Here is a 24970-nt window from a genome sequence, read left to right as displayed (position 1 = left end):
GTGCCCCGCACACCTTTTGCCGCTTCCCTTGTATTCTTTTCAGAATAGCCACCATGACGCTCGACCAATTCTGGCCACACTGTCTGCATCATTTGCGCCACACTCTGCCTGCCAAACAGTATCAAAGCTGGATTGAGCCTTTGAGCGTGGGCGAAGGTGCGAGCGGAGAATGGGTGGTGTATGCGCCCAGCCGCTTTGTGTTGAATATGTTGCGCACCCGCTATGCTGCCGAAATCAGCAAATTGTTGGCAGAAAGGCTACCTGAAAACACTCCGACACTGCGGTTTGAACAAGGCAAAGGCAAACACCATGCCCCAACCGACAAGCCGGCACCGACACGCGCTGCCAAAGCTGCTGCACCAGTTGAACAAACCAGCAAACCAGCTGCCACGCAACATGCCGACAAACGCAGTGCCTTAGAAATCGTGCAATCCCGCTTGGAAAGCTTAGGCATCAACCCGCAGGCTGAGCCAACCGGGCAACCCACCCCGGCCAAACCGGCAGCCAAGCCTGCCCAAGCCAAATCTGCCGCCAAACGCGAAGAACGCCAGCAGCAGCGCTATGCGCAAACCAATTTATCGCCGGAATACACCTTCGACACTTTGGTGGAAGGCAAAGGCAACCGCCTGGCCGTGGCCGCTGCCCGTTCAATTGCCGAAAACCCGGGCAAAAACTACAACCCCTTCTTTTTATACGGCAGCACCGGCCTGGGCAAGACCCATCTGGCGCAGGCCGTGGGCAATGAGTTGTTGCGCCTCAAACCCGAAGCCAAGGTTTACTATATGCATGCCGAAGATTTCGTACGCGGCATGATTCAGGCCTTCCGCAACCACGCCCACGATGCCTTCCGCCAGCAATACAAGCCCTACGATTTCCTCATTATCGACGACATCCAGTTCATCAAAGGCAAAGACCGCAGCATGGAAGAGTTTTTCCACCTGTATAACCATTGCCACCACCATAAAAAACAGATTATCCTTACCTGCGACGTGCTGCCCACCAAAATCGACGACATGGACGACCGACTGAAATCCCGTTTTTCATGGGGTTTGACGCTGGAGTTGGAGCCGCCGGAATTGGAAATGCGGGTGGAGATTTTGCAGAAAAAAGCCGATTCCGTGGGCGTGGAATTAAAAGAAGAAGCCGCCTTTTTTATCGCCACCCATATCCGTTCCAACGTGCGCGAGCTGGAAGGCGCGTTTAAGCGGGTAGAAGCGCGCAGCCGCTTCGAACATAAGCCGATTGATGTGGAGCTGGCCACCGAAGCCCTGCAAGATATCGTGGCCGGCAACTTCAAACCGATTAACCTGCCGTTGATTATGGACGCAGTGGCCAAATATTACGGCATCCGTACTGCCGACCTTATCGGCAAAAAGCGCGCGCAAAGCATCGTTCGCCCGCGCCATCTGGCCATCAAACTTGCCCGCGAGCTGACCACCCACAGCTACGAAGATATCGGCAAAGCCTTCGGCGGGCGCGACCACAGCACGGTGCTCAACTCCGTGAAAAAGGCCGACGAATTGCGGCAGGATAATGCCGAAATTGCCCAAGATTACGAAAAACTATTGATTATAATCAAAAATTAAACCTAAGGAATCTGTATGTTGATTTTAGAAGCCGAGCGCGACACCCTGCTCAGACCGCTGCAAGCCGTTACCGGCATTGTGGAGCGCAAGCACACCCTGCCGATTCTCTCCAACGTGCTGATTGAGCGCACCGGCGGGCAAACCAATATTTTGGCTACCGACTTGGAAATCCAAATTCACACTCATGGCCCGCACACCGATGCCGAAGATTTCCGCATCACCACCAATGCCAAAAAACTGCAAGATATCCTGCGTGCCCTGCCCGAAGGCGCGATTGTGGCGCTGGATTGGGCGCAAAACCGCCTTACCCTTAAGGCCGGAAAATCCCGCTTTGCCCTGCAAACCCTGCCTGCCGAAGATTTCCCGCTGATGAGCATCGGCGAAGAAGTGGTTTCCGCCTTCACCCTGCCGCAGGAAACCTTCCGCAATATGCTCTCGCAAGTGCAATACGCCATGGCTGTGCAAGACATCCGTTATTATCTCAACGGCTTGTTGATGCAGGTGGAAGGCAGCAATCTGCGCCTGGTAGCTACCGACGGTCACCGCCTGGCCTATTCCGCCGCCGTAATTGATGCCGACTTGCCCAAAGCCGAAGTGATCTTGCCGCGCAAAACCGTGCTCGAACTGTTCAAGCTGCTCAACCGCCCCGAAGAGCCCGTTACCGTGGAACTCTTAAACAACCAAGTGCGCTTCCGCTGCAACGACACCGTGGTGGTGAGCAAAGTGGTGGACGGCAAGTTCCCCGATTTCAACCGCGTGATTCCACAGGATAACGACAAAATTTTCCTGCTCGGTCGCCAGCCGTTCTTGGGTGCGCTGGAACGCGCCGCCATTTTGGCCAACGAAAAATTCCGCGGCGTACGCCTGCAGCTGCGCCCTGGCCTGCTGAGCGTGTTGTGCAGCAACAGCGAGCAGGAAGAAGCGCGTGAAGAGCTGGAAATCGCCTATCAGGGCGCCGAGCTGGAAGTGGGCTTCAACATCAATTATCTGATGGACGTATTGCGCAACGTACACGCCGAAGACATCCAACTGGCCTTCGGCGATGCCAACCGCTCCACCTTGTTTACCATCCCCGACAACGCCGATTTCAAATATATCGTGATGCCGATGCGCATCTAAGGCTGTATCGCCATACGCCAACAGGCTACCTGAAAATTACAAAGTAAAAGTTTTCAGGTAGCCTGAAAAATATGTGGCAGACAAGCATACTTGCGCTATAAACTTTGCCCTTTACAGTTTCAGGTAGCCTTTTGCCGCCGCACATCTAATTCTAAGGAACCCCCATGTCTTCACGGCATTCCCGCATCCGCGCCCTCGCTCTCGCCACCCTACTGCTGCCCTTGGCGGCCCAAGCTGCGCCTGCACCGCGCAAACCCGGTTCGCAAACCCCGCTTACTCACCGCCAAATCATCGACCGCGCCAACAATCTGATGACGGCCTTCTCCTCCGAGATTGCCCTCCAGCAAGGCAAAGGCAGTGACGCCCTCGCTGCCTATATGCGCCTGTTCCGTCGCACCAACGACCCAGCCGTGGCCGAGCGCGCCGTAGACATCGCCCTTGCCACTGATGTCCGCCTGGCCGAGCAAGTGCTTGAGCACTGGCAGGCAGTTGAGCCCAAACCTTCCACCGAGCAAAAACGTATGCGCTGGGTTGTGGCTACGGCCAAAGGCGATATCGCCACGGTGCGCGCCGGCCTGCCCGAAATCCTCACCCAAACCGACCGCCACCGCATGCGCAACATCTTTCTGCGCATGTCCCAGCTTGCCCTCTATCATCCTGAAGCCGCTGATGCGCAAACCGCCCGCCGCGTGCACCAAGCCGCTACCCGCTTCCCCGGGTTGGCTGAAGCTGCCATCACCGATGCCATTTACTCTGCCCATACCCGCCGCACTACCGATGCCAACGCTGCCCTGCGCCGACTCTCCCGCCTCGACAGCGACATCCGCCCCATTACTGGCATCACCCTGCGCCTGATTGCCCAGCGCCAGCCTGAAGTGCTCGAATACTTCTTCCGCCATGCCGATAGCCGCCACCTTTCCCCCATGTGGCAAAACCTGCAAGTAGAAACCCTCATCGCCGCCAAACGCGAAGAAGAAGCCTACCGCCTGCTGCAAAATATGCTGGCCAAAACCCCAGATGCCGACCTCTACATCCAAGCCGGCATCCTCTCCGTGCGCCGCAAAGAGCCCGTGGCTACCACCGTAAACTACTTCGATAAAGCCTACCTGCACGGCACTCAGCAGCAGAAAAGCCGCGCCGTCCTGCTCGCCGCCATGCGCCTGATTGAAGACAACAACATAGCCGAAAGCCGCAACTGGCTCAATCGCGCCAGCGCCCCCGAAGCCCAGTTCGACAAACACATCCTAGAAGCGCGCATTGCCGAGGCCGAGAAAAACTGGCCGGCAGCCGAAGATGCCCTGCTGCGTGCCGAATCCATCGTATCGGCCGGCCGCAGCAATGCCATCTTCAATGCCGACGACCTCCTCGTTGCCCACCTGCGCATCGCCCGCGAGCAGCCGCCTGCCGAAGCCCTCAACAGCATCCGTAGCCTCTATCGCCGCTACAGCGACAACTCCGCCCCGCCCGCCATGATCGCCATCATCCTCGAGCAGCGCGCCATCCTGTATGCCGACCGCCTACAACAGCCCGAGAAAGCCGTAGCCGACCTCAAACAGGCGCAAGAACTCGTGCCCAAAAACCCCGACATCCTCAATTCCCTCGGCTACACCATGCTCTCCCTGCCCAACCCCGACCTGGCCCAGGCACGCCGCTACATCGAACAAGCCTTGCAGCGCCGCCCCAATTCGCCCGAAATCCAAGACAGCATGGGCTGGGTGCTGTTCAAGCAAGGCCAACCTCAAGCCGCCCTGCCGTATTTGCAGCGCGCCCACGCCAAACTGCCCGAAGCCGATATAGCCGCCCACCTCGGCGAAGTGCTGTGGACACTCGGCCGCAAAAACGAAGCCATCGTTATCTGGCAGGCCGCCCAGCGCAAAGGTGGTGATAAACCCGTATTGCAGGAAACCCTGCAACGCCTCAATGTAATCCTCCCGTCTTCAAGCGGGAAAACCAGCAGCGAAGGCAACAACAGCAGCCAATAAACCAAAGGCTACCTGAAAACAGGTTTTCCGTTTTCAGGTAGCCTTTTGCTGTTTTAGCCCTAGGCCAAATGTGTTACGGCAACTCCATCCTCTCCATCCTTAATTGTTCCGTTACCGTGCGCGGCATGGCGAAGCAGCAGGTTTTGTTGGGATCGACCACTTGGCAAATCTGCAAATCGCCGGCGATGCTTTGCAGGGCGATGGCTTGGTTGGTGTCGAGCCCGCCGTGGGCGGTGAGTAGGCCGGTGGCCATTGGGGTGGCGGTTTCGGTGGCCTGGTCCAAATCGGGGCTGGAGGCGATGGTGTACAGCAGTCGGTGGTAACGGCTAGTGGCAGGGGATAGAGGTGGCTTTTGATGACGCTCACTTCCACTTCCATCACACCTTTGATTTCCAAGCCAGAGATGCCCACCTCGCCGCCGCTCATGCCAGCATGTAAATAGCCTATGGTCAGTAGTGCGCCGGGCGCATTTATCGGCAAGAGGAATATGGTGCTTTCGGTGGTGGTTTCGGTGCCCATATTGCCACCGTGTGCATCGGGCGTGCCACAGTTGATTGTGCGGTATCGATAACGCCGATCATCGGGTTGGGCGGCAGGCGCACTTTAGCCAAACAAGATAATGTGGCCGTCCTCCACCGGCACGATGTTGATGCGTCCGCGTTCCAGCCGATTGCTGGCCATGCCTGTGCCGGTAGGGTGCCTCTCGGCTCGGCGCCTTCCACAAACAGGAGTCTGGTGGCGGGATTGATGCGGTTTCAGTTGAAATGGTCGAGGGTGTCGGCGGGGGTTTGGATTTGGTCGGTAAAGTAGTCGCAGGTTTCGAAACGCACTCGGCCGCTGGATAGATGCCGTTTGCTCACATCGGGGCGGCTTATTTCAGGAAGTTCACGAAGCCCGATAAAATCAGCGCGTTGATGATGTCCACGAAGAACGCGCCCACCAGCGGCACAATCAGGAAGGCCTTGTGTGAAGGGCCGAAGCGTTCGGTGATGGATTGCATATTGGCCACGGCCGTGGGGGTGGCGCCGAGGCCGAAGCCGCAGTGGCCGGCGGCCAGTACGGTGGCATCGTAGTCGCGGCCCATGAATACGTGGGTGACATAGGTGGCATACAGAATCATCACTATGGTTTGAATCAGCAGGATAATGGTTACTTTCACTGCCAAATCAGTCAGCTGCCACAGTTGCAGGTTCAGCAGAGCCATGGCTAGGAAGAGCGAGAGCGAGGCGTTGCCGAATACGTCAATAGCACGGTCGAACATATTGAATTTAAACGCACTTACCAATACGTTGCGCAACACCACGCCGCCAAACAGCGCCCACACGAATTTGGGCAGGTCGAACAGGTATTGTTTGTCGATGCCGTCCAGAATTTCGGCAAACGAGAGGCAGGCAGCAAACATGGCCAAGGTTTCGATGGCCGAGGTGGCGGTGATCAGGCGGGTTTGCTCGGCTCGTTCAAACATATTGTCGGTGTTGTTGTCTGGATCGTCGTCGGCACAGCGCAGGTGTTCGGCTTCAACGGTTGCGGAATCTAGGGGTTTACGCCCCATTTTGTTGATGAGGCGGCGGGCCACCGGGCCGCCGATTAAGCCGCCGGCCACCAAGCCGAAGGTGGCTGAAGCCAAGCCCAGCTCGGCTGCGGCAGGTACGCCGTATTTGATTAAGTCGGGCGCCCAGCCGGCTGCCGTGCCGTGGCCGCCAGTGAGGGTGATGGAGCCGGTAATCAGGCCGGTCATCGGGTGTAGGCCGAAGGCACTGGCCAAGCCCACGCCGATAGCGTTTTGAATAAAGATAAATGCGCCCACGATGGCGGTAAACACCACCAATGGAATGCCGCCGGCTTTCAGACGGGAGAAGTCCGCGCTCAGGCCGATGGAGGTGAAGAAAATCAGCATAAACGCATCTTGCAGTGGTTTTTGGAACTGGAAACCGATGCCTGTAAATTTATGCAGACTAAACAGGCAGATGGCTGCCACCAAGCCGCCCGCCACCGGTTCGGGAATATTGAAATCCCGCAAAAACTTGATTTTGCTAACCATCAGTTTACCCAATAGCAGCACTAGTGTGGCCGCAATCAGGGTGTAGTAGCTGTTCACTTCTATCATGGCTTATCCCCTTTGAAAATAAAGAAACAATTAAATGCAGGCCCGTTGATCCGCCAACAGGCCTCGAGTAAATATTAGGATAGTGGTTAAAAATTGTCAAAGAGTATAGATTCTTTTTTACAATCGGCAGGGCTATCTGAAAGGCGTCTAGTTAGGCTGTAATGCCTGATAGTTATGGTATTTTCACTGTGTGGAAGCTATAATTTTAGATAGTTGTGAGCATCGCAATAGGCGGGTTGGCTGCCTGTTCATTGGCTTTGTATGGCTTACGGTTACGGCGACCAATCAAAAGGCTACCTGAAACATTTCAGGTAGCCTTTTATAGCAAGCCAACTTAACTTTCGCTACAGCGTTGGTTCTCCTTGCCGTACTTCTGTACTGCCTGCGGCTCATCACCTTGTATCGAAAGTCAATTCGGCTTGCTATAGTATTCAGCCGTACAGGAAGCTCGTTGCCGATTCTGCTGTTTCAATTGGCGTAATACACTTGGCAACGCACGTTTGCCCGATGTAACAGCAGGCTGATGGGGCGTTCGTTCGAGGGCATAGCAGTGGCCTGTTCCAGTACGGCACGTTTGTCTGCGCCCTGAATCGACAAAAACAGCTGCGGTACGGCGGCGAGAGTGTTTAGGCTCATGCCGATACGTTCGTGTGCGGCGGTAACCGGGCTGGTGTGCACCAGTTTGGTGCGGCAGGCGGGCGACACGGCTGCGGCCAGTTGCGGGGCTTGCGGGAACAGCGAGGCGGTGTGGCCGTCCGTGCCCATACCGAGCACGGCGATGTCGGGCATGGGAAAGCCGGCCTCGGTTTCGGCTAGGGCGGCGGGGTCGGACACATCGATTTGTTCATTCCCCAGCGGTAGGAAGCGGGCGGCTGCGGCAGCGTGTTGCAGCAGGTGGCGGCGCACCAGCGCGGCATTGCTGTCGGGGTGCTGTGGCGGCACGAGCCGTTCGTCCACTAGAGTGACGGTAATATTCGGCCAATCTAGTTTTTGCTGCGCCAGGGCTTCAAAAAACGCTATGGGCGAGCGGCCGCCAGATACGGCCAGCACGGCATGGCCTTGTGTGTGCAGGCAATCGCGCAGGCCGTTGGCTACGGCTTCGGCCAGTGCGGCAGCTTGGGCAGCGGGAGTGGGGAAGGTGTGCCAAGTGAGGGATGGGGGCATAAAAGATTTCGGCAAGGGGAAGGTAAAATTTCAGGTAGCCTAAGGCTACCTGAGGGGGGGATGCGGCTTGCTTTAGGTCTCATTAAGAGGCAATAAAGGCCAAGATAAAGATACAAACATACAACGCAACGATGCCAAGGACACCGAACAATATGGGTTTGCCCCACGAGCGGCGTGGGTAGTTTGAGCCATATCGCTCTTTCACTAAGGCCACTTGCTTGCGCCCTACTGCGCCATACCAAGCACCGAGTGCAGCAAGGCCGACAAAGTTGGCGTTTATTTTGGTGAAAATAGCGAGGAGGATAGCGATCACCAGTACGGCCAGCGTACCCCACATAAAGCCCTTATTCAGCTTTTCCAGTTCGGCGTCGCCCATAGCGCGGGCGTTAAACATATGCAGCGCAGCGCCGAAAACGGGGGAAAACAGCAGTGACCAGCAGGCAGCGGCGTTCGGGTTCCACAATGCAGGGGCTGCTTGGCCGGTGCCTGAGCCAAGGTCTTCACTTTGTGGGGGGCGATAGCGTTCGTCAGAACTCATGGTAGTCCTCCTTGTTAGGTTAAGTATGTAAATCAGTTAAATTATATCTGGAGATGAGGGTGTTTACTATAGGGGGCTACCTGAAAATTTAGGTAGCTTTTATTGTGCCTACCGTTTCAAGCTTCGGTTACGAGGCTGCGGTCGTAGGTTTTTTCGCAGTAGTGGCATTTGAGGCGGGTTTGGTCGCCCGGGCGGCGCACGTAGAAGCGGCTGGAAACAGGTTCGTTGTGGCTGGCACAGTTGGGGTTGGGGCAGCGGAAGACTTCGCTGATGGTTTCGGGCAGTCTGAGCGGCATTTTTTGTTCGACTTTGAAGTTAGCGATGAGGTTCACCGTGGCTTCGGGGGCGAACAGGGCGAGGCGGTTGGCGGCGGCTTCGTTGAGCCTGATACCGTTGATTTTGATGATGTCTTTGCGGCCATGCCGTTTGCTGGGCAGGTTGAAGCCAACAGTTACGGCGCAGCCTTCGCGCAACAGTTTGAATTGGCGTAGGATGGTGAGGGCGAGGCCGGCAGGGATGTGGTCGATAACGGTGCCGTTTTCGATGGCTTCGACGCTGAGTCTTTTCTTGTCCATTTGGATTTCCGATGGGGATTGGATGGAATACAGGCTACCTGAAATTTCAGGTAGCCTGCAAGAGCTGGTTAGTTTTTCTGATACAGCCGCACGTAGTCGATCAAGGTGGTTTGGATGCGGAAGTTATCGGTGGGGCGTGGTGGCTTGAGCTTGTCTTCCCATTCCGCGTAGTCATTCAGAATGAAATACCAAGGGCCTTTGGTTCTGAATATCTGATCCAGCATTTGGCGGTTGACGTTGAGTTTTGCAAAGTCTTCATCAGGCATGGTGGAAGGGTAGCCGCCTGATTCGTCGGTGCGGCTGCGGTCGATAACGTCCACTGTGGTGTTGTCGTCCACCGTGTAGTGGGACACGGGGATGAGCTTGCCGTCTAGATAGTAACGCACTTTTTGGCCGTCAAACTCTATTGCCCATACATGCCACTCGCCATCTAACGGTGTGGCTTGCCGATTGATGTGCTGCTCCAAACGGTGTGCGAAAACGCGCGTGCGCCAAGTGCCTCTTTTGTGACTATAGAAACAGCTGGCGTGTGTTGAGGACCAAGCATATGCCCGTGCAGAGGAATACCACTCGAGAATATCGAGCTCACCATAGGGGTCATTGGCAGCAGGGTTGCTGCCGCAATTTTGCAAGGTTTCGCTATTGCGCATCCATAGCGCCGTGCGCATGCCTCTTGAGCCGTTCCAGTTGATTAGGGCGCGGATTTCGGCGCGGAAGGGTTTGCTGGCATCAACTATGGGTTTGGATTCCAATCTGCCGCTTGAGTATTTGGTTTTCTCGCCGGCCTGGCAGGGTGTTTCCCTGGTGTTGCTGTCGGTTAGGGCTTCGCTGTCGTTCCGCACGCAATGGCGGCGTGTGGTAATTCTGGCGAAATCATTATTTACGAATCCAATATTTCCGGGAAGATAAGAGAGGTGGCTGCCTAAATGGTTGAGTATGGTTTTTGCCTCCCAATCATTTGGCACATTATTATCTTTAAACTCATAACACTTGAGGCTGCGCCATTGTCCTGACGCATCAGTCGCACTTTCGCAACCGTTGGAAGGGGGCTGTGGTTGCGGAGGCTGTGGTTGCGGAGGCTGTGGTTGCGGATGCTGTGGTTGCGGAGGCTGTGGTTGCGGAGGCTGTGGTTGCGGAGGCTGTGGTTGCGGAGGCTGTGGTTGCGGAGGCTGTGGTTGCGGAGGCTGCGGTTGCGGAGGCTGCGGTTGCGGAGGCTGCGGTTGCGGAGGCTGCGGTTGCGGAGGCTGCGGTTGCGGCTGATTTTGAGGTTGCCCTTGATTCTGTCCCTGTTGCTTCATAGGGACGGACATTGTCAATGATTGCCCTGAACCGCCACTACCGTTGGCAAATCGTATCGACTGTACTGATTGTCCATCTCTGCTTTTGCCGTCACCGCAGCCGGCCAGTACGCCCAGGCACATAACGGCTAACATGTTTTTTACGTGCATTATTCAATTTCCTTTGCTAGACAGAATTTAGTTATTCAAGCAAGTCGATGATGTTCGCCAGCACCGCAAATCAGGCCGGTTTGCAGCCTTTATATTGCTTTTGTTAGGGGATCGGCTTTTAGGCAGTCTGCCTAGATGCCGGGGTTAGATTATTTCGTTTAACACCAATGACAGCATGGCCATGCGTGCGAATACACCGTTTTTGGCTTGTTCGAAATAATAAGCATAAACCGTGCCATCCACATTGGGATGGATTTCGTCGACGCGGGGCAGGGGGTGCAGTACGCGCAGGTTGGGTTTGGCCTGGGCGAGGGTGGCGGCTTCGAGGTTGAATTTGCCTTGGATTTTGGCGAATTCTTGTTCGTCGAAGCGTTCGCGTTGCACGCGGGTCATGTAGAGGATGTCGGCGTGGCGGGTGGCTTCTTCGAGGCTGGGCAGGATTTGGTAGCGGCAGCCGGCTGTGTCGAGCTCTTCGGTGATGTAGTCGGGCATGGCGAGGCTGGGCGGGGAGACGAAGATGAATTCGGCTTGGTGCCGTTTCATGGCTTGGGCGAGGGAGTGGACGGTGCGGCCGTATTTGAGGTCGCCGGCCATGGCGATAACGAGCTTGTCCAGCCGGCCTTGGGTTTCTTGGATGGTAACGAGGTCGAGCAGGGTTTGGCTGGGATGCTGGTTGGTGCCGTCGCCGGCGTTGATGACGGGCACGGCGGAGAATTCGGCAAGCACGCGGGCGGCGCCGTCTTTGGGGTGGCGGATGATGATGGCGTCGGTGTAGCTGGAGATGATGCGGGCGGTATCGGCCAGGGTTTCGCCTTTTTTGGCACTGGTATTGGCACCGTCGGAAAAGCCGATAACTTTGCCGCCGAGCCGCTGTACGGCGGTTTCGAAGGATAGACGGGTGCGGGTGGAGGGCTCGAAGAAGCAGGAGCCGATGAGCCGGCCTTCAAGCAGGTTGCGGCGCGGTTCGCGCTTGAGGCGCAGGGCGGTATCCAGCAGGCATTCGAGCTGTTCGTTGCTTAGGTCGGGAATGGAGATGAGATGCTGGCCGTAGAGTGGATTGGGCATGGGTGGCTCCGGGCGGGTTGGCAAACGGGCGTATTATGCGCTGTTTGCCGGGAAGAGGCTACCTGAAAACGGTGGGGAGGCCTGGCTGCTATAGTGAATTAAAAGAAGAATGAAAAGAAGAATGCGACAGCGTTGGCTTGCCTTGCCGCATCGAGTGTACTGTCTGCGGTTCGCCACCTTGTCCCATTCTTAATTTAAATCCACTATATATATTTCAGGCAGCCGCATACTTTCAGCGTGCCTCTTTAAAATCGGCAATCAGGCTACCTGAAAATTTGGAGGAGCTGTTTCACTTCTTTTATATTCGTGGCAGTGAGTGCTTTCAGGTAGCCTTATGTTGGCGCAACAGGCTACCTGAAAACATGCTCTCTACGCTGCCAAACAAATTTGCCGTCAAACGCCGCAATTCCGTTACAATATCGCCCGTTATCAATTTTTCAGTTGGAGAGGCGCAATGGCTGAATTTCACATTGCCAAAACCGTGGCCGAAGGCCGCGATTTATTCTTGCTCGGCCAGATGGCCAACCGCCACGGCCTGATTGCCGGGGCTACCGGCACGGGCAAAACCGTTACCCTGCGCAAAATGGCCGAAGGCTTCAGCGCGCAAGGCATTCCCGTGTTTATGAGCGACGTGAAGGGCGACCTCTCCGGCATCGCCAATCCGGGCGACGGGCAGGGCAAGGTGGGCGAGCGCATGGCCCAATTCGGGCTGGATGCGGAAGGCTACCTGAAAGGCTGTCCGGTGCGCTTTTGGGATGTATACGGCGAAACCGGCATTCCTGTGCGCGTAACCATTTCCGAAATGGGCCCCCTGCTGCTCTCCCGCCTGATGGGGTTGAACGACACGCAGGAAGGCCTGCTCAACCTGGTATTCAAAGCCGCCGACGATAAAGGCTGGCATCTGATCGATTTGAAAGACCTGCGCGGCATGCTGCAATACGTGGCTGAGCACGTCAAGGAATACCGCACTCAATACGGCAACGTTTCCGCCGCCAGCGTCGGCGCCATTCAGCGCCAGCTGTTGCAGCTGGAAAGCGAGGGCGGCGATGTGTTTTTCGGCGAGCCGGAGCTTAATCTGCAAGACTGGCTGCAAACCGAAGGCGGGCAAGGCGTCATCAATATCCTGAATGCCAAAAAATTGATGCGCTCGCCGCGCCTCTATAGCGCGTTCTTACTGTGGTTTTTGGCCGAACTGTTTGAAACCCTGCCCGAAGCTGGCGATTTGGACAAACCCAAATTCGTCATGTTCTTCGACGAGGCTCATTTGCTGTTCGACAATGCCGCTGACACCCTGCTCAAGCAAGTTGAGCAAGTGGTGCGCCTGATCCGTTCCAAAGGCGTGGGTGTATATTTTGTTACCCAAAACCCACTCGATTTGCCCGACACCGTGCTCGGCCAGCTCGGTAACCGCGTGCAGCACGCCCTGCGTGCCTTTACCCCGCGCGATCAAAAAGCCGTGCGCGCTGCCGCCGAAACCTTCCGCAGTAATCCTAATCTCGATGTGGCGCAAGCGATTACCGAATTGGGCGTGGGCGAGGCGCTGGTGTCTTTCCTTGATGAAAAAGGCATGCCCGGCATCGTGGAGCGCGCCTTCATCTTGCCGCCGCAATCCCAGCTTGCCCCGCTTTCCGCCGCTGAACGCGACAGCCGTTTCCAAAACGACATCCTTTACCGCCACTACAAAGACGCGGTGGACAACTTCTCCGCCTACGAAGCCTTGCAGCAGCTGGAACAAGAGCAGGCCGCCGCTGCTCAGGCAGAAGCCGAAGCCAAAGCGCAAAATGCCGCAGCCGCGTCTGCCCAAAAAGCCGAAAGCAACAAAGGCGGCCTGCTGGACGGTTTCCTCGGCGGCCTGTTCGGCAGCCGCAAACGCGCCAACCAAGGCTTGGGCTACGATTTGGCCGATTCGCTCGGCAGCCAGGTGAACAAGCAGATCACCCGTAGCATCACCCGCAGCATCATGGGTGTGATCCGCAATGCGATAAAGTAAAGGCTACCTGAGAGCTGTAGCCTGGTTTGCTGCTAGAAGCAGAGATTCGGCCCAGCCAAAAGCAGATGCTTTATATAGAGTATTAAAAGGCTACCTGAAAACCGACTAGGACGGTTTCAGGTGGCCTCGTTGTTTGGCTGATTGATGAGAGGGGCTTCTTGTCTTCTGTGCAGAAAACAACAGACCCGCCCGTAAACCACGAAAAGCTAAGGTATATTCTGCTGCTGCCATTGACCTGCTGCTTGCAAAAGAACTATAATTCCGCTCTTGCCGACATGGTGTCGGCAAATATTTAACTCAACAGGACGAGAAAATATGCCAACTATTAACCAGTTAGTACGCAAGGGCCGCAAAAAGCCCGAGTACGTAAACAAGGTGCCCGCACTGGAAGCCTGCCCGCAAAAACGCGGCGTATGCACCCGTGTGTACACCACTACTCCGAAAAAACCGAACTCCGCTTTGCGTAAAGTGTGCAAAGTGCGCCTAACCAACGGATTTGAAGTGATTTCATATATCGGCGGTGAAGGCCACAACTTGCAAGAGCATAGCGTGGTGCTGATTCGCGGCGGTCGTGTAAAAGACTTGCCGGGTGTGCGCTACCACACTGTTCGTGGTTCTTTGGATACTGCCGGCGTGAAAGATCGCAAACAGGCGCGCTCCAAATACGGTGCTAAACGCCCGAAATAATTTTTTAATACAGGCACGTCGGCCGTTATTGCTGATATAAGCCGGCCGAGTAAGTGAATGCTCCCCAATGGACATTCGCGGGAATTATCCCAGCTGAATAGATTAAAGGAAATTGAAATGCCAAGACGTAGAGAAGTCCCCAGGCGCGACATATTGCCGGATCCGAAGTTCGGCAGCGTTGAACTGACCAAGTTTATGAATGTCTTGATGGTTGACGGTAAAAAATCGGTTGCCGAGCGCATCGTGTACGGTGCTCTGGAGCAAATTGCCAAGAAAGTACAGGGCAAAGAAGCAATCGAAGTGTTTAACGAAGCCATCGACAATGCCAAACCCATCGTGGAAGTGAAAAGCCGCCGTGTTGGTGGTGCTAACTACCAGGTTCCTGTTGAGGTTCGTCCTTCCCGCCGTTTGGCCTTGGCAATGCGCTGGGTGCGCGACGCAGCCCGCAAGCGTGGCGAAAAATCTATGGATTTGCGCCTGGCCGGTGAGTTGATTGATGCCGCAGAAGGCCGTGGCGGTGCCATGAAAAAACGTGAAGAAGTACACCGCATGGCTGAAGCCAACAAAGCCTTCTCTCACTTCCGCTTCTAATTTTGAAAGGTGATTGAAATGGCTCGTAAAACCCCGATTAATTTGTACCGTAATATCGGTATTTCTGCCCACATCGATGCGGGTAAAACCACCACTACCGAACGTATCCTGTTCTACACTGGCTTGACCCACAAGTTGGGCGAAGTGCATGACGGTGCGGCTACTACCGACTACATGGAACAAGAGCAAGAGCGTGGTATTACCATTACCTCTGCTGCCGTAACTTCCTATTGGTCTGGTATGGCGAAGCAGTTCCCTGAGCATCGCTTCAACATCATTGATACCCCCGGACACGTTGACTTCACCGTAGAGGTGGAGCGTTCTATGCGTGTATTGGACGGCGCAGTAATGGTTTACTGTGCGGTAGGTGGTGTTCAGCCACAGTCTGAAACTGTGTGGCGCCAAGCCAATAAATACCAAGTTCCGCGCTTGGCATTTGTAAACAAAATGGACCGTCAAGGTGCCAACTTCTTCCGCGTAGTTGAGCAGATGAAAACCCGTCTGCGCGCCAATCCTGTGCCGATCGTGATTCCGGTTGGTGCCGAGGATAAATTCGAAGGCGTGGTGGACTTGCTGAAGATGAAAGCTATTATTTGGAATGAAGCCGACAAAGGCGTAACTTTCGAATATAGCGATATCCCGGCTGATTTGGTTCCGACTGCCGAAGAGTGGCGTCAGAATATGATCGAAGCCGCTGCCGAAGCCAGCGAAGAGCTGATGGACAAATACTTGGGCGGTGAAGAGCTGTCTGAAGAAGAAATCGTTGGCGCGCTGCGTCAGCGTACGTTGGCCGGTGAAATCCAGCCGATGTTGTGCGGTTCTGCATTTAAAAATAAAGGTGTTCAGCGTATGCTGGATGCTGTGGTTGAACTGTTGCCTGCTCCGACCGATATTCCTCCGGTTCAAGGTGTTAACCCTGATACCGAAGAAGCCGACAGCCGCCAAGCCAGCGATGACGAGAAATTCTCCGCTTTGGCTTTCAAAATGCTGAATGATAAATACGTTGGTCAACTGACCTTTATCCGTGTTTACTCTGGTGTGGTGAAATCTGGTGACACTGTACTGAACTCTGTTAAAGGCACTCGTGAGCGTATCGGCCGTTTGGTGCAGATGACTGCCGCTGATCGTACTGAGATTGAAGAAGTACGTGCTGGCGACATCGCTGCTGCTATTGGTTTGAAAGACGTAACCACTGGTGAAACTCTGTGTGCAGAAAATGCTCCGATTATCTTGGAACGCATGGAATTCCCCGAGCCGGTAATCCACATTGCCGTTGAGCCGAAAACTAAGGCCGACCAAGAGAAAATGGGTATCGCTCTGAACCGTTTGGCTAAAGAAGACCCTTCTTTCCGCGTGCGTACTGATGAAGAGTCTGGCCAAACTATTATTTCCGGTATGGGCGAGCTGCACTTGGAAATTATCGTGGACCGCATGAAGCGTGAGTTCGGTGTGGAAGCTAATGTGGGTGCACCCCAGGTAGCCTACCGCGAAACCATCCGTAAAGAAGTGGAATCCGAAGCTAAACACGTTAAGCAGTCTGGCGGTAAAGGTCAGTATGGTCACGTTGTGATCAAAATGGAACCGATGGAGCCGGGTGGCGAAGGCTACGAATTTATCGATGAAATTAAAGGTGGTGTGATTCCTCGTGAATTCATTCCGTCTGTTGATAAAGGTATCCGTGACACTCTGCAAAACGGTATCGTAGCCGGTTATCCGGTAGTGGACGTCCGCGTTCGTCTGACTTTCGGTTCTTACCACGATGTGGACTCTTCGCAAATCGCGTTTGAATTGGCCGCTTCTATGGCATTCAAAGACGGTATGCGTAAAGCCTCTCCGGTGCTGCTGGAGCCGATTATGGCTGTAGAAGTAGAAACTCCGGAAGAGTACATGGGCGATGTGATGGGCGATTTGAACCGTCGCCGTGGCATCGTACTGGGTATGGACGACGATGGTATTGGCGGTAAGAAAGTTCGTGCCGAAGTACCGTTGGCTGAAATGTTTGGTTACTCAACCGACCTGCGTTCAGCTACCCAGGGTCGTGCCACCTACACCATGGAGTTCAAGAAATATGCAGAAGCTCCGGCTCATGTAGCAGAGAAAGTTGTAGCAGACCGCAAAGGTTAACTTTGCAATCTAGGCTGTCCGTTGAGATGGGCAGCCATTTCAGGCTACCTGAAAACCATTTCAGGTGATGAAGCCGATTTTCAGGTAGCTTTTGTTCTTTATAATCGATCTTTATATGAAAAGGAATTAGCTCATGGCTAAGGAAAAATTCGAACGTAGCAAACCGCACGTAAACGTTGGTACCATTGGTCACGTTGACCATGGTAAGACCACACTGACAGCAGCATTGACCACCATTTTGGCCGAAAAATTCGGTGGTCAGGCCAAGGCTTATGACCAGATTGACAACGCCCCGGAAGAAAAAGCTCGCGGTATTACCATTAACACTGCTCACGTAGAATATGAAACCGAGACCCGTCACTATGCTCACGTAGATTGTCCTGGTCACGCCGACTATGTAAAAAACATGATTACCGGTGCTGCCCAGATGGACGGCGCTATCCTGGTGGTGTCCGCTGCCGATGGTCCCATGCCGCAGACCCGCGAACACATCTTGCTTGCCCGTCAGGTAGGCGTACCCTACATTCTCGTATTTATGAACAAATGCGATATGGTAGATGATGCCGAACTGCTCGAACTGGTTGAGATGGAAGTCCGCGATCTGCTCTCCAGCTATGATTTCCCTGGCGACGACTGCCCGATCGTACAAGGTTCCGCCCTCAAAGCCCTCGAGGGCGATGTTGGCTACAAAGAAAAAATCTTCNAACTGGCCGCCGCTCTGGATAGTTACATCCCCACTCCCCAGCGCGCCGTAGACAAACCTTTTCTGTTGCCGATTGAAGACGTATTCTCTATCTCTGGTCGCGGTACCGTGGTAACCGGTCGTGTAGAGCGCGGTATTATCAAGGTGGGTGAAGAGATCGAAATCGTTGGTCTGAAACCCACCCAGCAAACCACCTGTACCGGTGTGGAAATGTTCCGCAAGTTGTTGGACGAAGGCCGGGCAGGCGATAACGTAGGAGTGCTGCTGCGTGGTACCAAACGCGAAGAAGTGGAGCGCGGGCAAGTGTTGGCCAAACCCGGCACTATTACCCCGCATACCAAATTCAAAGCCGAAGTATATGTGCTGAGCAAAGAAGAAGGAGGTCGTCACACCCCGTTCTTTGCCAACTACCGCCCCCAATTCTACTTCCGTACCACTGACGTAACCGGTGCCGTAGAGCTGGAGCCTGGTGTGGAAATGGTCATGCCCGGTGAGAACGTAACAATCATTGTAGAGTTGATTGCTCCGATTGCTATGGAAGAAGGCCTGCGCTTTGCAATTCGCGAAGGTGGTCGTACGGTAGGTGCCGGTGTGGTGGCTTCCGTGATTGCTTAAAGAAGGATATCGAGTAAATGGCAAATCAAAAAATCCGTATCCGTCTGAAAGCTTATGATTACAGCCTGATTGACCGTTCTGCTCAGGAAATCGTTGAAACCGCCAAGCGCACTGGTGCTGTAGTAAAAGGTCCGATTCCACTACCGACCAAAATCGAGCGTTTCAATATCCTACGTTCTCCGCACGTGAACAAAACCTCACGTGAGCAGTTGGAGATCCGTACTCATCTGCGTTTGATGGATATTGTAGATTGGACTGATAAAACTACCGATGCATTGATGAAGCTGGATTTGCCGGCCGGGGTGGATGTGGAAATCAAGGTTCAGTAATCTACTTGCAGATAATATCGAAGCCGAACGGAGTCTCTGTTCGGCTTTTTGTGGTTAAGAGTTTTACTTGACAAGGTAAAGTAAATTGACACTATATGAAAAAGTGAATGTTTAGCTGTATTATTAAAAATAACCAGCTATGGATTCTACGTATTCTTTGTGGAATAGATATGCAAAAACACAACATGCACAACAAACACAAAAATCAAATCCGCATCATTGGCGGTGAGCAGCGTGGGCGGAAAATCCGATTTGCAGATGCAGAAGGTCTACGTCCAACCGCCGATAGCGTGCGTGAGCGTTTATTCAACTGGTTGAGACACGAGTTAACAGGCCGAACGGTGCTGGACTTGTTTGCTGGTAGCGGGGCGCTGGGCTTTGAGGCTATTTCGAGAGGGGTGAAACGGGTTGTGCTGGTAGAAAATAATCGGCGGACTGCAGCAAGTTTACAACAGCAAATACAAGAATTGAGACTATCCGAAAAGATGGAAGTTCGAGCACTTGATGCTTTTGAATATTTGTCAAAAACACATGAGCAGTTTGATGTGGTGTTTTTAGATCCGCCATTTACTTGGCGAGAATGGGCTAAACTGTTTATGCGCTTGCAGCGGCATTTGCATAGTGGTGCATATATATATGTTGAAGCAGGAGATTTGCCTGTTTGGCCTGATTATTTGTTGGAATTGAACGTAGGACGATCGGGTTTGAGTAAGTATGCACTGCTCAAGAAGGAGTGAGAATAAGTGGCTTTAATAATTGTTATCAAAGAAGAAAACTTTATGTCTTGCTAAGGGTGTAGGCTGCCTGAAGGAGGGCTTATGCTATAATTTTATTCTTTAATTTTGGATAATTTTAAAAGAATAAATATTAAGAGGAAAGCATGTCTCTTGTTATTACCGATGAGTGTATCAATTGTGATGTGTGTGAACCGGAGTGCCCGAATGATGCCATTTCACAGGGTGAGGAAATTTACGAGATTGATTCGAATCTGTGCACACAGTGTATTGGACATTACGATGAGCCACAATGCCAGCAGGTGTGTCCGGTGGACTGTATTTTGATTGATGAAGAGCATCCAGAAACTGAAGAACAGCTGCGTGCTAAGTATGAAAAGATTATTTTGTTGAAAGGGGGATAAGCTAGAATCCCAATTAAAAATACTGATTTGCAGTTAATTTTAGAAAGACGGGCAAATTTTGCTTGACGAGCGGTTGGGAAAACCGCTATATTTATTTTCTCTTTTGGTGGGATTCCCGAGCGGTCAAAGGGGGCAGACTGTAAATCTGTTGCGAGAGCTTCGAAGGTTCGAATCCTTCTCCCACCACCAATACTATTGCTATTGCTTGGGGCATTAAGGGCGGGTGTAGCTCAATGGTAGAGCAGAAGCCTTCCAAGCTTACAGTGAGGGTTCGATTCCCTTCGCCCGCTCCAATAAATTTTTAAAGCCCATGTAGCTCAGGGGTAGAGCACTCCCTTGGTAAGGGAGAGGTCGGCAGTTCAAATCTGCCCATGGGCACCACCTCATTTTTTACTTGTTTAACTACATAGGAAATTGCCATGGCTAAGGAAAAATTCGAACGTAGCAAACCGCACGTAAACGTTGGTACCATTGGTCACGTTGACCATGGTAAGACCACACTGACAGCAGCATTGACCACCATTTTGGCCGAAAAATTCGGTGGTCAGGCCAAGGCTTATGACCAGATTGACAACGCCCCGGAAGAAAAAGCTCGCGGTATTACCATTAACACTGCTCACGTAGAATATGAAACCGAGACCCGTCACTATGCTCACGTAGATTGTCCTGGTCACGCCGACTATGTAAAAAACATGATTACCGGTGCTGCCCAGATGGACGGCGCTATCCTGGTGGTGTCCGCTGCCGATGGTCCCATGCCGCAGACCCGCGAACACATCTTGCTTGCCCGTCAGGTAGGCGTACCCTACATTCTCGTATTTATGAACAAATGCGATATGGTAGATGATGCCGAACTGCTCGAACTGGTTGAGATGGAAGTCCGCGATCTGCTCTCCAGCTATGATTTCCCTGGCGACGACTGCCCGATCGTACAAGGTTCCGCCCTCAAAGCCCTCGAGGGCGATGTTGGCTACAAAGAAAAAATCTTCGAACTGGCCGCCGCTCTGGATAGTTACATCCCCACTCCCCAGCGCGCCGTAGCCAAACCTTTTCTGTTGCCGATTGAAGACGTATTCTCTATCTCTGGTCGCGGTACAGTGGTAACCGGTCGTGTAGAGCGCGGTATTATCAAGGTGGTTGAAGAGATCGAAATCGTTGGTCTGAAACCCACCCAGCAAACCACCTGTACCGGTGTGGAAATGTTCCGCAAGTTGTTGGACGAAGGCCGGGCAGGCGATAACGTAGGAGTGCTGCTGCGTGGTACCAAACGCGAAGAAGTGGAGCGCGGGCAAGTGTTGGCCAAACCCGGCACTATTACCCCGCATACCAAATTCAAAGCCGAAGTATATGTGCTGAGCAAAGAAGAAGGAGGTCGTCACACCCCGTTCTTTGCCAACTACCGCCCCCAATTCTACTTCCGTACCACTGACGTAACCGGTGCCGTAGAGCTGGAGCCTGGTGTGGAAATGGTCATGCCCGGTGAGAACGTAACAATCATTGTAGAGTTGATTGCTCCGATTGCTATGGAAGAAGGCCTGCGCTTTGCAATTCGCGAAGGTGGTCGTACGGTAGGTGCCGGTGTGGTGGCTTCCGTGATTGCTTAAAGGGTAGAGGCCAGTAGCTCAATTGGTAGAGTATCGGTCTCCAAAACCGAGGGTTGGGGGTTCGAGACCCTCCTGGCCTGCCAAAAGAAAGACTAACCGGCCAACCGGTTAGTCTTTTGTTTTATATTAAATAGAAAAATATGAAATTTAGGGTGGTTGCAAATGAGTGATCGTAAGCAGAAGGTAAAAGAGATGGCGGTAGCCTCGCTGAAACAGTCTCGCCAGGAATTGCGTGATCGAAGGCGGGGTGTTCAGCGAAAGACTGGAAGAGAAAATGTCGCTAAATTATGTTTGGCAGCTGCCTTAGTTGCCGGGGGGGTGATTGGCTTTTCATTTTTGTCCCAACAGCCGCTGTATGTGCGAGGCATTATTTTAGGAGTTCCGTTGTTGCTGTCTGGATTAATTGTTCTCTTTTGGTGTGATGCCAGTCCTAGTTTAATTCGATATATCAAAGATTCTGTTGTAGAAATTAAGAAAGTTGTTTGGCCGCCTAAAAATGAGGCTTGGCGGAATACATTTTTTGTTTTAGTGTTCACGGCTGTGCTGACTTTATTCTTGTGGCTGGTAGATTCTTTTTTAGTGTGGTTATTTACGCAAAGTACGTAATTTGCAGGGGGTGTCGAGAGAATGGCTAAAGATTGGTATGTTATCCAAGCATATTCTGGATTTGAAAAGAATGTTCAGAAAACTTTAAAGGAGCGGATTGCGAGAGAGGGGGTGGAGGGGCTTTTTGGTCAGATTCTGGTGCCAGTTGAGGAAGTTGTTGGTATTAAGAATGGCCGGAAGACGGTTAGTGAGCGTAAATTTTTTCCAGGTTATGTGTTAATAGAGATGGAAATGACGGATGAGTCATGGCACTTGGTTAAGAGTACGCCCAGGGTTAATGGGTTTATTGGAGGTATGGCTAATAGGCCCTTGCCAATTTCTCAGCGAGAAGTTGATGCGATCATGTCCCAAGTGTCGGATGTTGCTGGTTCTGAGAAAAAGCCTAGGCCGCGAGTTGAGTTTGTGGTGGGGCAGCAGATTAGGGTAAGTGAAGGCCCATTTTCTGATTTTAACGGGTTGGTTGATGTTGTGGATTATGAACGTAATAAGTTGCGAGTTCTGGTTCAAATTTTTGGTCGAGAAACACCCGTTGAGCTAGATTTTAGTCAGGTGGAGAAAATTTAGTCTGATTGCTTGGCAATAAGCAAGATTTTATTTATAATATGCGGCTTATCTTGGGGAGCAGAATTTCTGCGTATTACCCGTTATTTAGGAGCTAAATGTGGCAAAGAAAATTGTAGGTTATATCAAGTTGCAGATTCCTGCAGGGAAGGCTAATCCTTCTCCTCCAGTTGGTCCGGCACTGGGCCAGCGTGGTTTAAATATCATGGAATTTTGTAAGGCATTTAATGCGGCTACACAAAATGTGGAGCCTGGTTTGCCTATTCCTGTAGTAATTACTGCGTTTGCGGATAAGTCTTTTACGTTTGTAATGAAAACTCCTCCGGCCAGTATTTTGCTGAAGAAGGCTGCTGGTTTGCAGAAAGGTAGTTCAAATCCGCTGACCAGTAAGGTGGGTAAAGTTACCCGTGCTCAGTTGGAAGAAATTGCCAAGATTAAAGAGCCTGATTTGACTGCAGCTGATTTGGATGCAGCAGTTCGTACTATCGCTGGTTCTGCCCGTTCCATGGGCTTGGATGTGGAGGGTGTGTAATGGCTAAGTTGTCTAAACGTTTCCAGGGTCTGCGCTCTTCTATTGACTCAAATGTACATTACTCAATTGATGAAGCAATTGAGTTGGTAAAGAAGACTGCTACAGCCAAATTTGATGAGTCTGTTGATGTTGCTATCAATTTGGGCGTGGATTCGCGTAAATCTGATCAAGTAATCCGTGGGTCTGTTGTGTTGCCCAAAGGTACTGGTAAGACTGTTCGTGTGGCAGTATTTACTCAAGGTGCCAATGTTGAAGCAGCAAAAGAAGCAGGGGCTGATGTGGTTGGGTTTGAGGATCTGGCCGCAGAAGTAAAAGCAGGAAATTTAGATTTTGATGTTGTTATTGCCTCTCCTGATGCGATGCGTATCGTTGGTCAGTTAGGTACTATCTTGGGGCCGCGCGGTTTAATGCCAAATCCGAAGGTGGGCACGGTTACGCCAAATGTGGCAGAAGCTGTGCGTAATGCCAAAGCTGGTCAGGTTCAGTATCGCACTGATAAGGCTGGTGTGGTGCATGCCACAATTGGCCGTGCTTCTTTTGCGGCGGCTGATTTGCGCGAAAATTTTAATACTTTGTTGGATGCGGTAGTAAAGGCGAAGCCCGCTGCTACCAAAGGCCAATATCTGAAGAAAATCGCATTATCTAGCACTATGGGACCTGGTGTTCGTGTAGATGTTGGTAGCGTGTCTAGTTAAAAGAAATTTTCAGGTAGCCTTTGGCGGGTTGCTGAGGCTACCTGAAATATGGACTGCTTATACTTGATTGTAAGTAGAGTCCAAGACCGTAGGGATCGTAAGATTTAATATTTTACCCTACGTAGACGGTGGTCCTGAGATTATGAGCAAGCAATTGCTTGCAAAATGTCTTTTCAGGTTGCCGAACTGGTGGATGTCATTAGACATTCTTTGATAAACAGTAGGAGGTAGACCTTGAGTCTTAGTATTGAAACTAAAAAAGCAGTTGTGGAAGAGATTGTTGCCGGTATCGGCAATGCTCAGACCATGGTGCTTGCCGAATACCGCGGTATCCGCGTTGCTAGCATGACCGAATTGCGTGCCAATGCACGTAAGGAAGGTGTGTATTTGCGTGTTTTGAAAAACACGTTGGCTCGTCGTGCGGTAGAAGGCACCTCTTTTGCAGGGTTAGCCGAACATATGGTTGGCCCGTTGGTATATGCAGCATCTGAAGATGCTGTAGCTGCTGCAAAAGTGTTGCACCAATTCTCTAAAAAAGATGAGAAGCTGATCATTAAAGCAGGCTCTTATGACGGTGCGGTGATGGATGCCGCTCAGGTGGGTCAGCTGGCTGCAATTCCGAGTCGCGAAGAATTGCTGTCCAAATTGCTGTTCCTCATGCAGGCTCCATTGTCTGGCATGGCTCGCGGCTTGGCTGCTCTGGCTGAGAAAAAAGCTGCTGAAGAAGCATCTGCTTAACCATTATTTATATTTTACTTATTCATTAAATTTAGGAGTTTGATAGCATGGCTATTACTAAAGAAGACATTTTGGAAGCAATTGGCAGTTTGACTGTAATGGAGTTGAACGACTTGGTAAAAGAATTTGAAACCAAGTTTGGCGTTTCTGCCGCTGCCGTTGCTATTGCTGCTGGCTCTGGTGCTGCTGGTGGTGAAGCTGAAGCTAAGTCTGAGGTAGACGTAATTTTGGCTGCTGCTGGTGATCAGAAAGTAGGCGTGATTAAAGTGGTTCGTGCCATTACTGGCTTGGGCTTGAAAGAAGCCAAAGATATGGTTGACGGCGCTCCGAAAACCATCAAAGAAGGCGTCACTCCTGCTGAAGCTGAAGAAATCAAAAAACAGCTGGAAGAAGCTGGTGCCAAAGTGGAAATCAAATAAGTATTTTCTTGCTAACAGGCTGGCAGGTTTCTGCCAGCCTTGTTTTGCTTGGAG

Annotated in this window: 26 protein-coding genes, 4 tRNA genes and 1 pseudogene; 23 read left to right on the top strand and 8 right to left on the bottom strand. The window is 52.4% G+C overall.

The window, feature by feature from the left end:
* Positions 1-53 precede the first annotated feature (53 nt).
* The 3 genes from dnaA to A7P96_RS00360 all read left to right on the top strand — a co-directional run bounded on the left by dnaA (position 54) and on the right by A7P96_RS00360 (position 4687).
* Positions 54-1586 (top strand): chromosomal replication initiator protein DnaA, encoded by a 1533-nt coding sequence (gene dnaA / locus A7P96_RS00370; RefSeq protein ID WP_067523895.1) that lies wholly within the window; start codon positions 54-56, stop codon positions 1584-1586.
* Between the two features lie 15 nt (positions 1587-1601).
* On the top strand, positions 1602-2705 hold the full coding sequence (dnaN, locus tag A7P96_RS00365) for a DNA polymerase III subunit beta (protein WP_067523893.1): 1104 nt from the start codon (positions 1602-1604) through the stop codon (positions 2703-2705).
* A gap of 164 nt (positions 2706-2869) precedes the next feature.
* Complete coding sequence (locus A7P96_RS00360; protein ID WP_067523892.1) at positions 2870-4687, top strand: tetratricopeptide repeat protein; 1818 nt, start codon at positions 2870-2872, stop codon at positions 4685-4687.
* Positions 4688-4760: 73 nt separating this feature from the next.
* On the opposite strand, the gene A7P96_RS11085 is transcribed toward A7P96_RS00360, so the two are convergent.
* The 7 genes and pseudogenes from A7P96_RS11085 to A7P96_RS10905 all read right to left on the bottom strand — a co-directional run bounded on the left by A7P96_RS11085 (position 4761) and on the right by A7P96_RS10905 (position 9913).
* Positions 4761-4970: a hypothetical protein gene (locus A7P96_RS11085; protein ID WP_082887872.1), complete on the bottom strand. Its 210-nt coding sequence runs from the start codon at positions 4968-4970 to the stop codon at positions 4761-4763.
* A gap of 116 nt (positions 4971-5086) precedes the next feature.
* A pseudogene (locus A7P96_RS11460) lies at positions 5087-5206 on the bottom strand (acetamidase); the annotation flags it as partial.
* A gap of 352 nt (positions 5207-5558) precedes the next feature.
* A complete protein-coding gene (gltS, locus tag A7P96_RS00350) occupies positions 5559-6794 on the bottom strand; it encodes a sodium/glutamate symporter (protein ID WP_156496208.1) in 1236 nt (411 codons plus the stop codon).
* Between the two features lie 468 nt (positions 6795-7262).
* A complete protein-coding gene (gene pgl / locus A7P96_RS00345) occupies positions 7263-7958 on the bottom strand; it encodes a 6-phosphogluconolactonase (RefSeq protein WP_067523890.1) in 696 nt (231 codons plus the stop codon).
* 82 nt (positions 7959-8040) lie between these two features.
* On the bottom strand, positions 8041-8496 hold the full coding sequence (locus tag A7P96_RS00340) for a hypothetical protein (RefSeq protein WP_064106430.1): 456 nt from the start codon (positions 8494-8496) through the stop codon (positions 8041-8043).
* Positions 8497-8612: 116 nt separating this feature from the next.
* A complete protein-coding gene (gene pyrI / locus A7P96_RS00335; RefSeq protein ID WP_067523889.1) occupies positions 8613-9071 on the bottom strand; it encodes an aspartate carbamoyltransferase regulatory subunit in 459 nt (152 codons plus the stop codon).
* A 68-nt stretch (positions 9072-9139) separates the two neighbouring features.
* Entirely contained in the window at positions 9140-9913 is a 774-nt protein-coding gene (locus A7P96_RS10905; RefSeq protein ID WP_067523887.1) for a family 16 glycosylhydrolase, read from the bottom strand.
* Between the two features lie 209 nt (positions 9914-10122).
* On the opposite strand from A7P96_RS10905, the gene A7P96_RS11080 reads away from it, so the two are divergent.
* Positions 10123-10371 (top strand): hypothetical protein, encoded by a 249-nt coding sequence (locus A7P96_RS11080; RefSeq protein ID WP_067523885.1) that lies wholly within the window; start codon positions 10123-10125, stop codon positions 10369-10371.
* Positions 10372-10663: 292 nt separating this feature from the next.
* Here the strand turns inward: A7P96_RS11080 and pyrB are convergent, their stop codons facing one another.
* Positions 10664-11584, bottom strand: a complete 921-nt coding sequence (gene pyrB / locus A7P96_RS00320; protein ID WP_067523883.1) for an aspartate carbamoyltransferase — start codon at positions 11582-11584, stop codon at positions 10664-10666.
* A gap of 454 nt (positions 11585-12038) precedes the next feature.
* On the opposite strand from pyrB, the gene A7P96_RS00315 reads away from it, so the two are divergent.
* The 19 genes from A7P96_RS00315 to rplL all read left to right on the top strand — a co-directional run bounded on the left by A7P96_RS00315 (position 12039) and on the right by rplL (position 24916).
* Positions 12039-13574: a helicase HerA-like domain-containing protein gene (locus tag A7P96_RS00315; protein WP_067523881.1), complete on the top strand. Its 1536-nt coding sequence runs from the start codon at positions 12039-12041 to the stop codon at positions 13572-13574.
* 315 nt (positions 13575-13889) lie between these two features.
* Positions 13890-14261 (top strand): 30S ribosomal protein S12, encoded by a 372-nt coding sequence (gene rpsL, locus A7P96_RS00310; RefSeq protein WP_003824684.1) that lies wholly within the window; start codon positions 13890-13892, stop codon positions 14259-14261.
* Between the two features lie 117 nt (positions 14262-14378).
* A complete protein-coding gene (rpsG, locus tag A7P96_RS00305; protein WP_067523880.1) occupies positions 14379-14852 on the top strand; it encodes a 30S ribosomal protein S7 in 474 nt (157 codons plus the stop codon).
* An 18-nt stretch (positions 14853-14870) separates the two neighbouring features.
* Positions 14871-16976 (top strand): elongation factor G, encoded by a 2106-nt coding sequence (gene fusA / locus A7P96_RS00300; protein ID WP_067523879.1) that lies wholly within the window; start codon positions 14871-14873, stop codon positions 16974-16976.
* Between the two features lie 133 nt (positions 16977-17109).
* Entirely contained in the window at positions 17110-18294 is a 1185-nt protein-coding gene (gene tuf / locus A7P96_RS00295; RefSeq protein WP_067523877.1) for an elongation factor Tu, read from the top strand.
* Between the two features lie 17 nt (positions 18295-18311).
* On the top strand, positions 18312-18623 hold the full coding sequence (rpsJ, locus tag A7P96_RS00290; protein ID WP_002642322.1) for a 30S ribosomal protein S10: 312 nt from the start codon (positions 18312-18314) through the stop codon (positions 18621-18623).
* 170 nt (positions 18624-18793) lie between these two features.
* Complete coding sequence (gene rsmD, locus A7P96_RS00285; RefSeq protein ID WP_067523955.1) at positions 18794-19360, top strand: 16S rRNA (guanine(966)-N(2))-methyltransferase RsmD; 567 nt, start codon at positions 18794-18796, stop codon at positions 19358-19360.
* Positions 19361-19503: 143 nt separating this feature from the next.
* Positions 19504-19761, top strand: coding sequence for a YfhL family 4Fe-4S dicluster ferredoxin (locus A7P96_RS00280; RefSeq protein WP_067442337.1), 258 nt, complete (start codon positions 19504-19506; stop codon positions 19759-19761).
* A gap of 105 nt (positions 19762-19866) precedes the next feature.
* A tRNA-Tyr gene (locus A7P96_RS00275) sits at positions 19867-19950 on the top strand.
* A 30-nt stretch (positions 19951-19980) separates the two neighbouring features.
* A tRNA-Gly gene (locus A7P96_RS00270) sits at positions 19981-20054 on the top strand.
* A 13-nt stretch (positions 20055-20067) separates the two neighbouring features.
* Positions 20068-20142, top strand: a tRNA-Thr gene (locus A7P96_RS00265).
* Positions 20143-20180: 38 nt separating this feature from the next.
* A complete protein-coding gene (gene tuf / locus A7P96_RS00260; RefSeq protein WP_067523875.1) occupies positions 20181-21365 on the top strand; it encodes an elongation factor Tu in 1185 nt (394 codons plus the stop codon).
* A gap of 7 nt (positions 21366-21372) precedes the next feature.
* A tRNA-Trp gene (locus A7P96_RS00255) sits at positions 21373-21448 on the top strand.
* A 79-nt stretch (positions 21449-21527) separates the two neighbouring features.
* Positions 21528-21971 (top strand): preprotein translocase subunit SecE, encoded by a 444-nt coding sequence (secE, locus tag A7P96_RS00250; RefSeq protein ID WP_082887870.1) that lies wholly within the window; start codon positions 21528-21530, stop codon positions 21969-21971.
* A gap of 21 nt (positions 21972-21992) precedes the next feature.
* Positions 21993-22535 (top strand): transcription termination/antitermination protein NusG, encoded by a 543-nt coding sequence (nusG, locus tag A7P96_RS00245; protein WP_067523873.1) that lies wholly within the window; start codon positions 21993-21995, stop codon positions 22533-22535.
* Between the two features lie 97 nt (positions 22536-22632).
* The gene (rplK, locus tag A7P96_RS00240) at positions 22633-23064 is read left to right on the top strand and encodes a 50S ribosomal protein L11 (RefSeq protein WP_067448345.1); all 432 of its coding nucleotides are present in this window, start codon (positions 22633-22635) and stop codon (positions 23062-23064) included.
* Positions 23064-23759, top strand: a complete 696-nt coding sequence (gene rplA / locus A7P96_RS00235; RefSeq protein ID WP_064106419.1) for a 50S ribosomal protein L1 — start codon at positions 23064-23066, stop codon at positions 23757-23759. The genes rplK and rplA overlap by 1 nt, the downstream gene beginning before the upstream one ends.
* Positions 23760-23993: 234 nt before the next feature.
* Positions 23994-24497 (top strand): 50S ribosomal protein L10, encoded by a 504-nt coding sequence (rplJ, locus tag A7P96_RS00230; RefSeq protein WP_067523871.1) that lies wholly within the window; start codon positions 23994-23996, stop codon positions 24495-24497.
* A gap of 47 nt (positions 24498-24544) precedes the next feature.
* Entirely contained in the window at positions 24545-24916 is a 372-nt protein-coding gene (gene rplL / locus A7P96_RS00225; protein WP_067448349.1) for a 50S ribosomal protein L7/L12, read from the top strand.
* Positions 24917-24970 lie beyond the last annotated feature (54 nt).

This window comes from Eikenella sp. NML03-A-027, assembly GCF_001648395.1.
Lineage (GTDB): Bacteria > Pseudomonadota > Gammaproteobacteria > Burkholderiales > Neisseriaceae > Eikenella > Eikenella exigua.
Note: the sequence above shows the minus strand (reverse complement) of the source record. Positions and strands in the feature narration are given on the sequence as shown.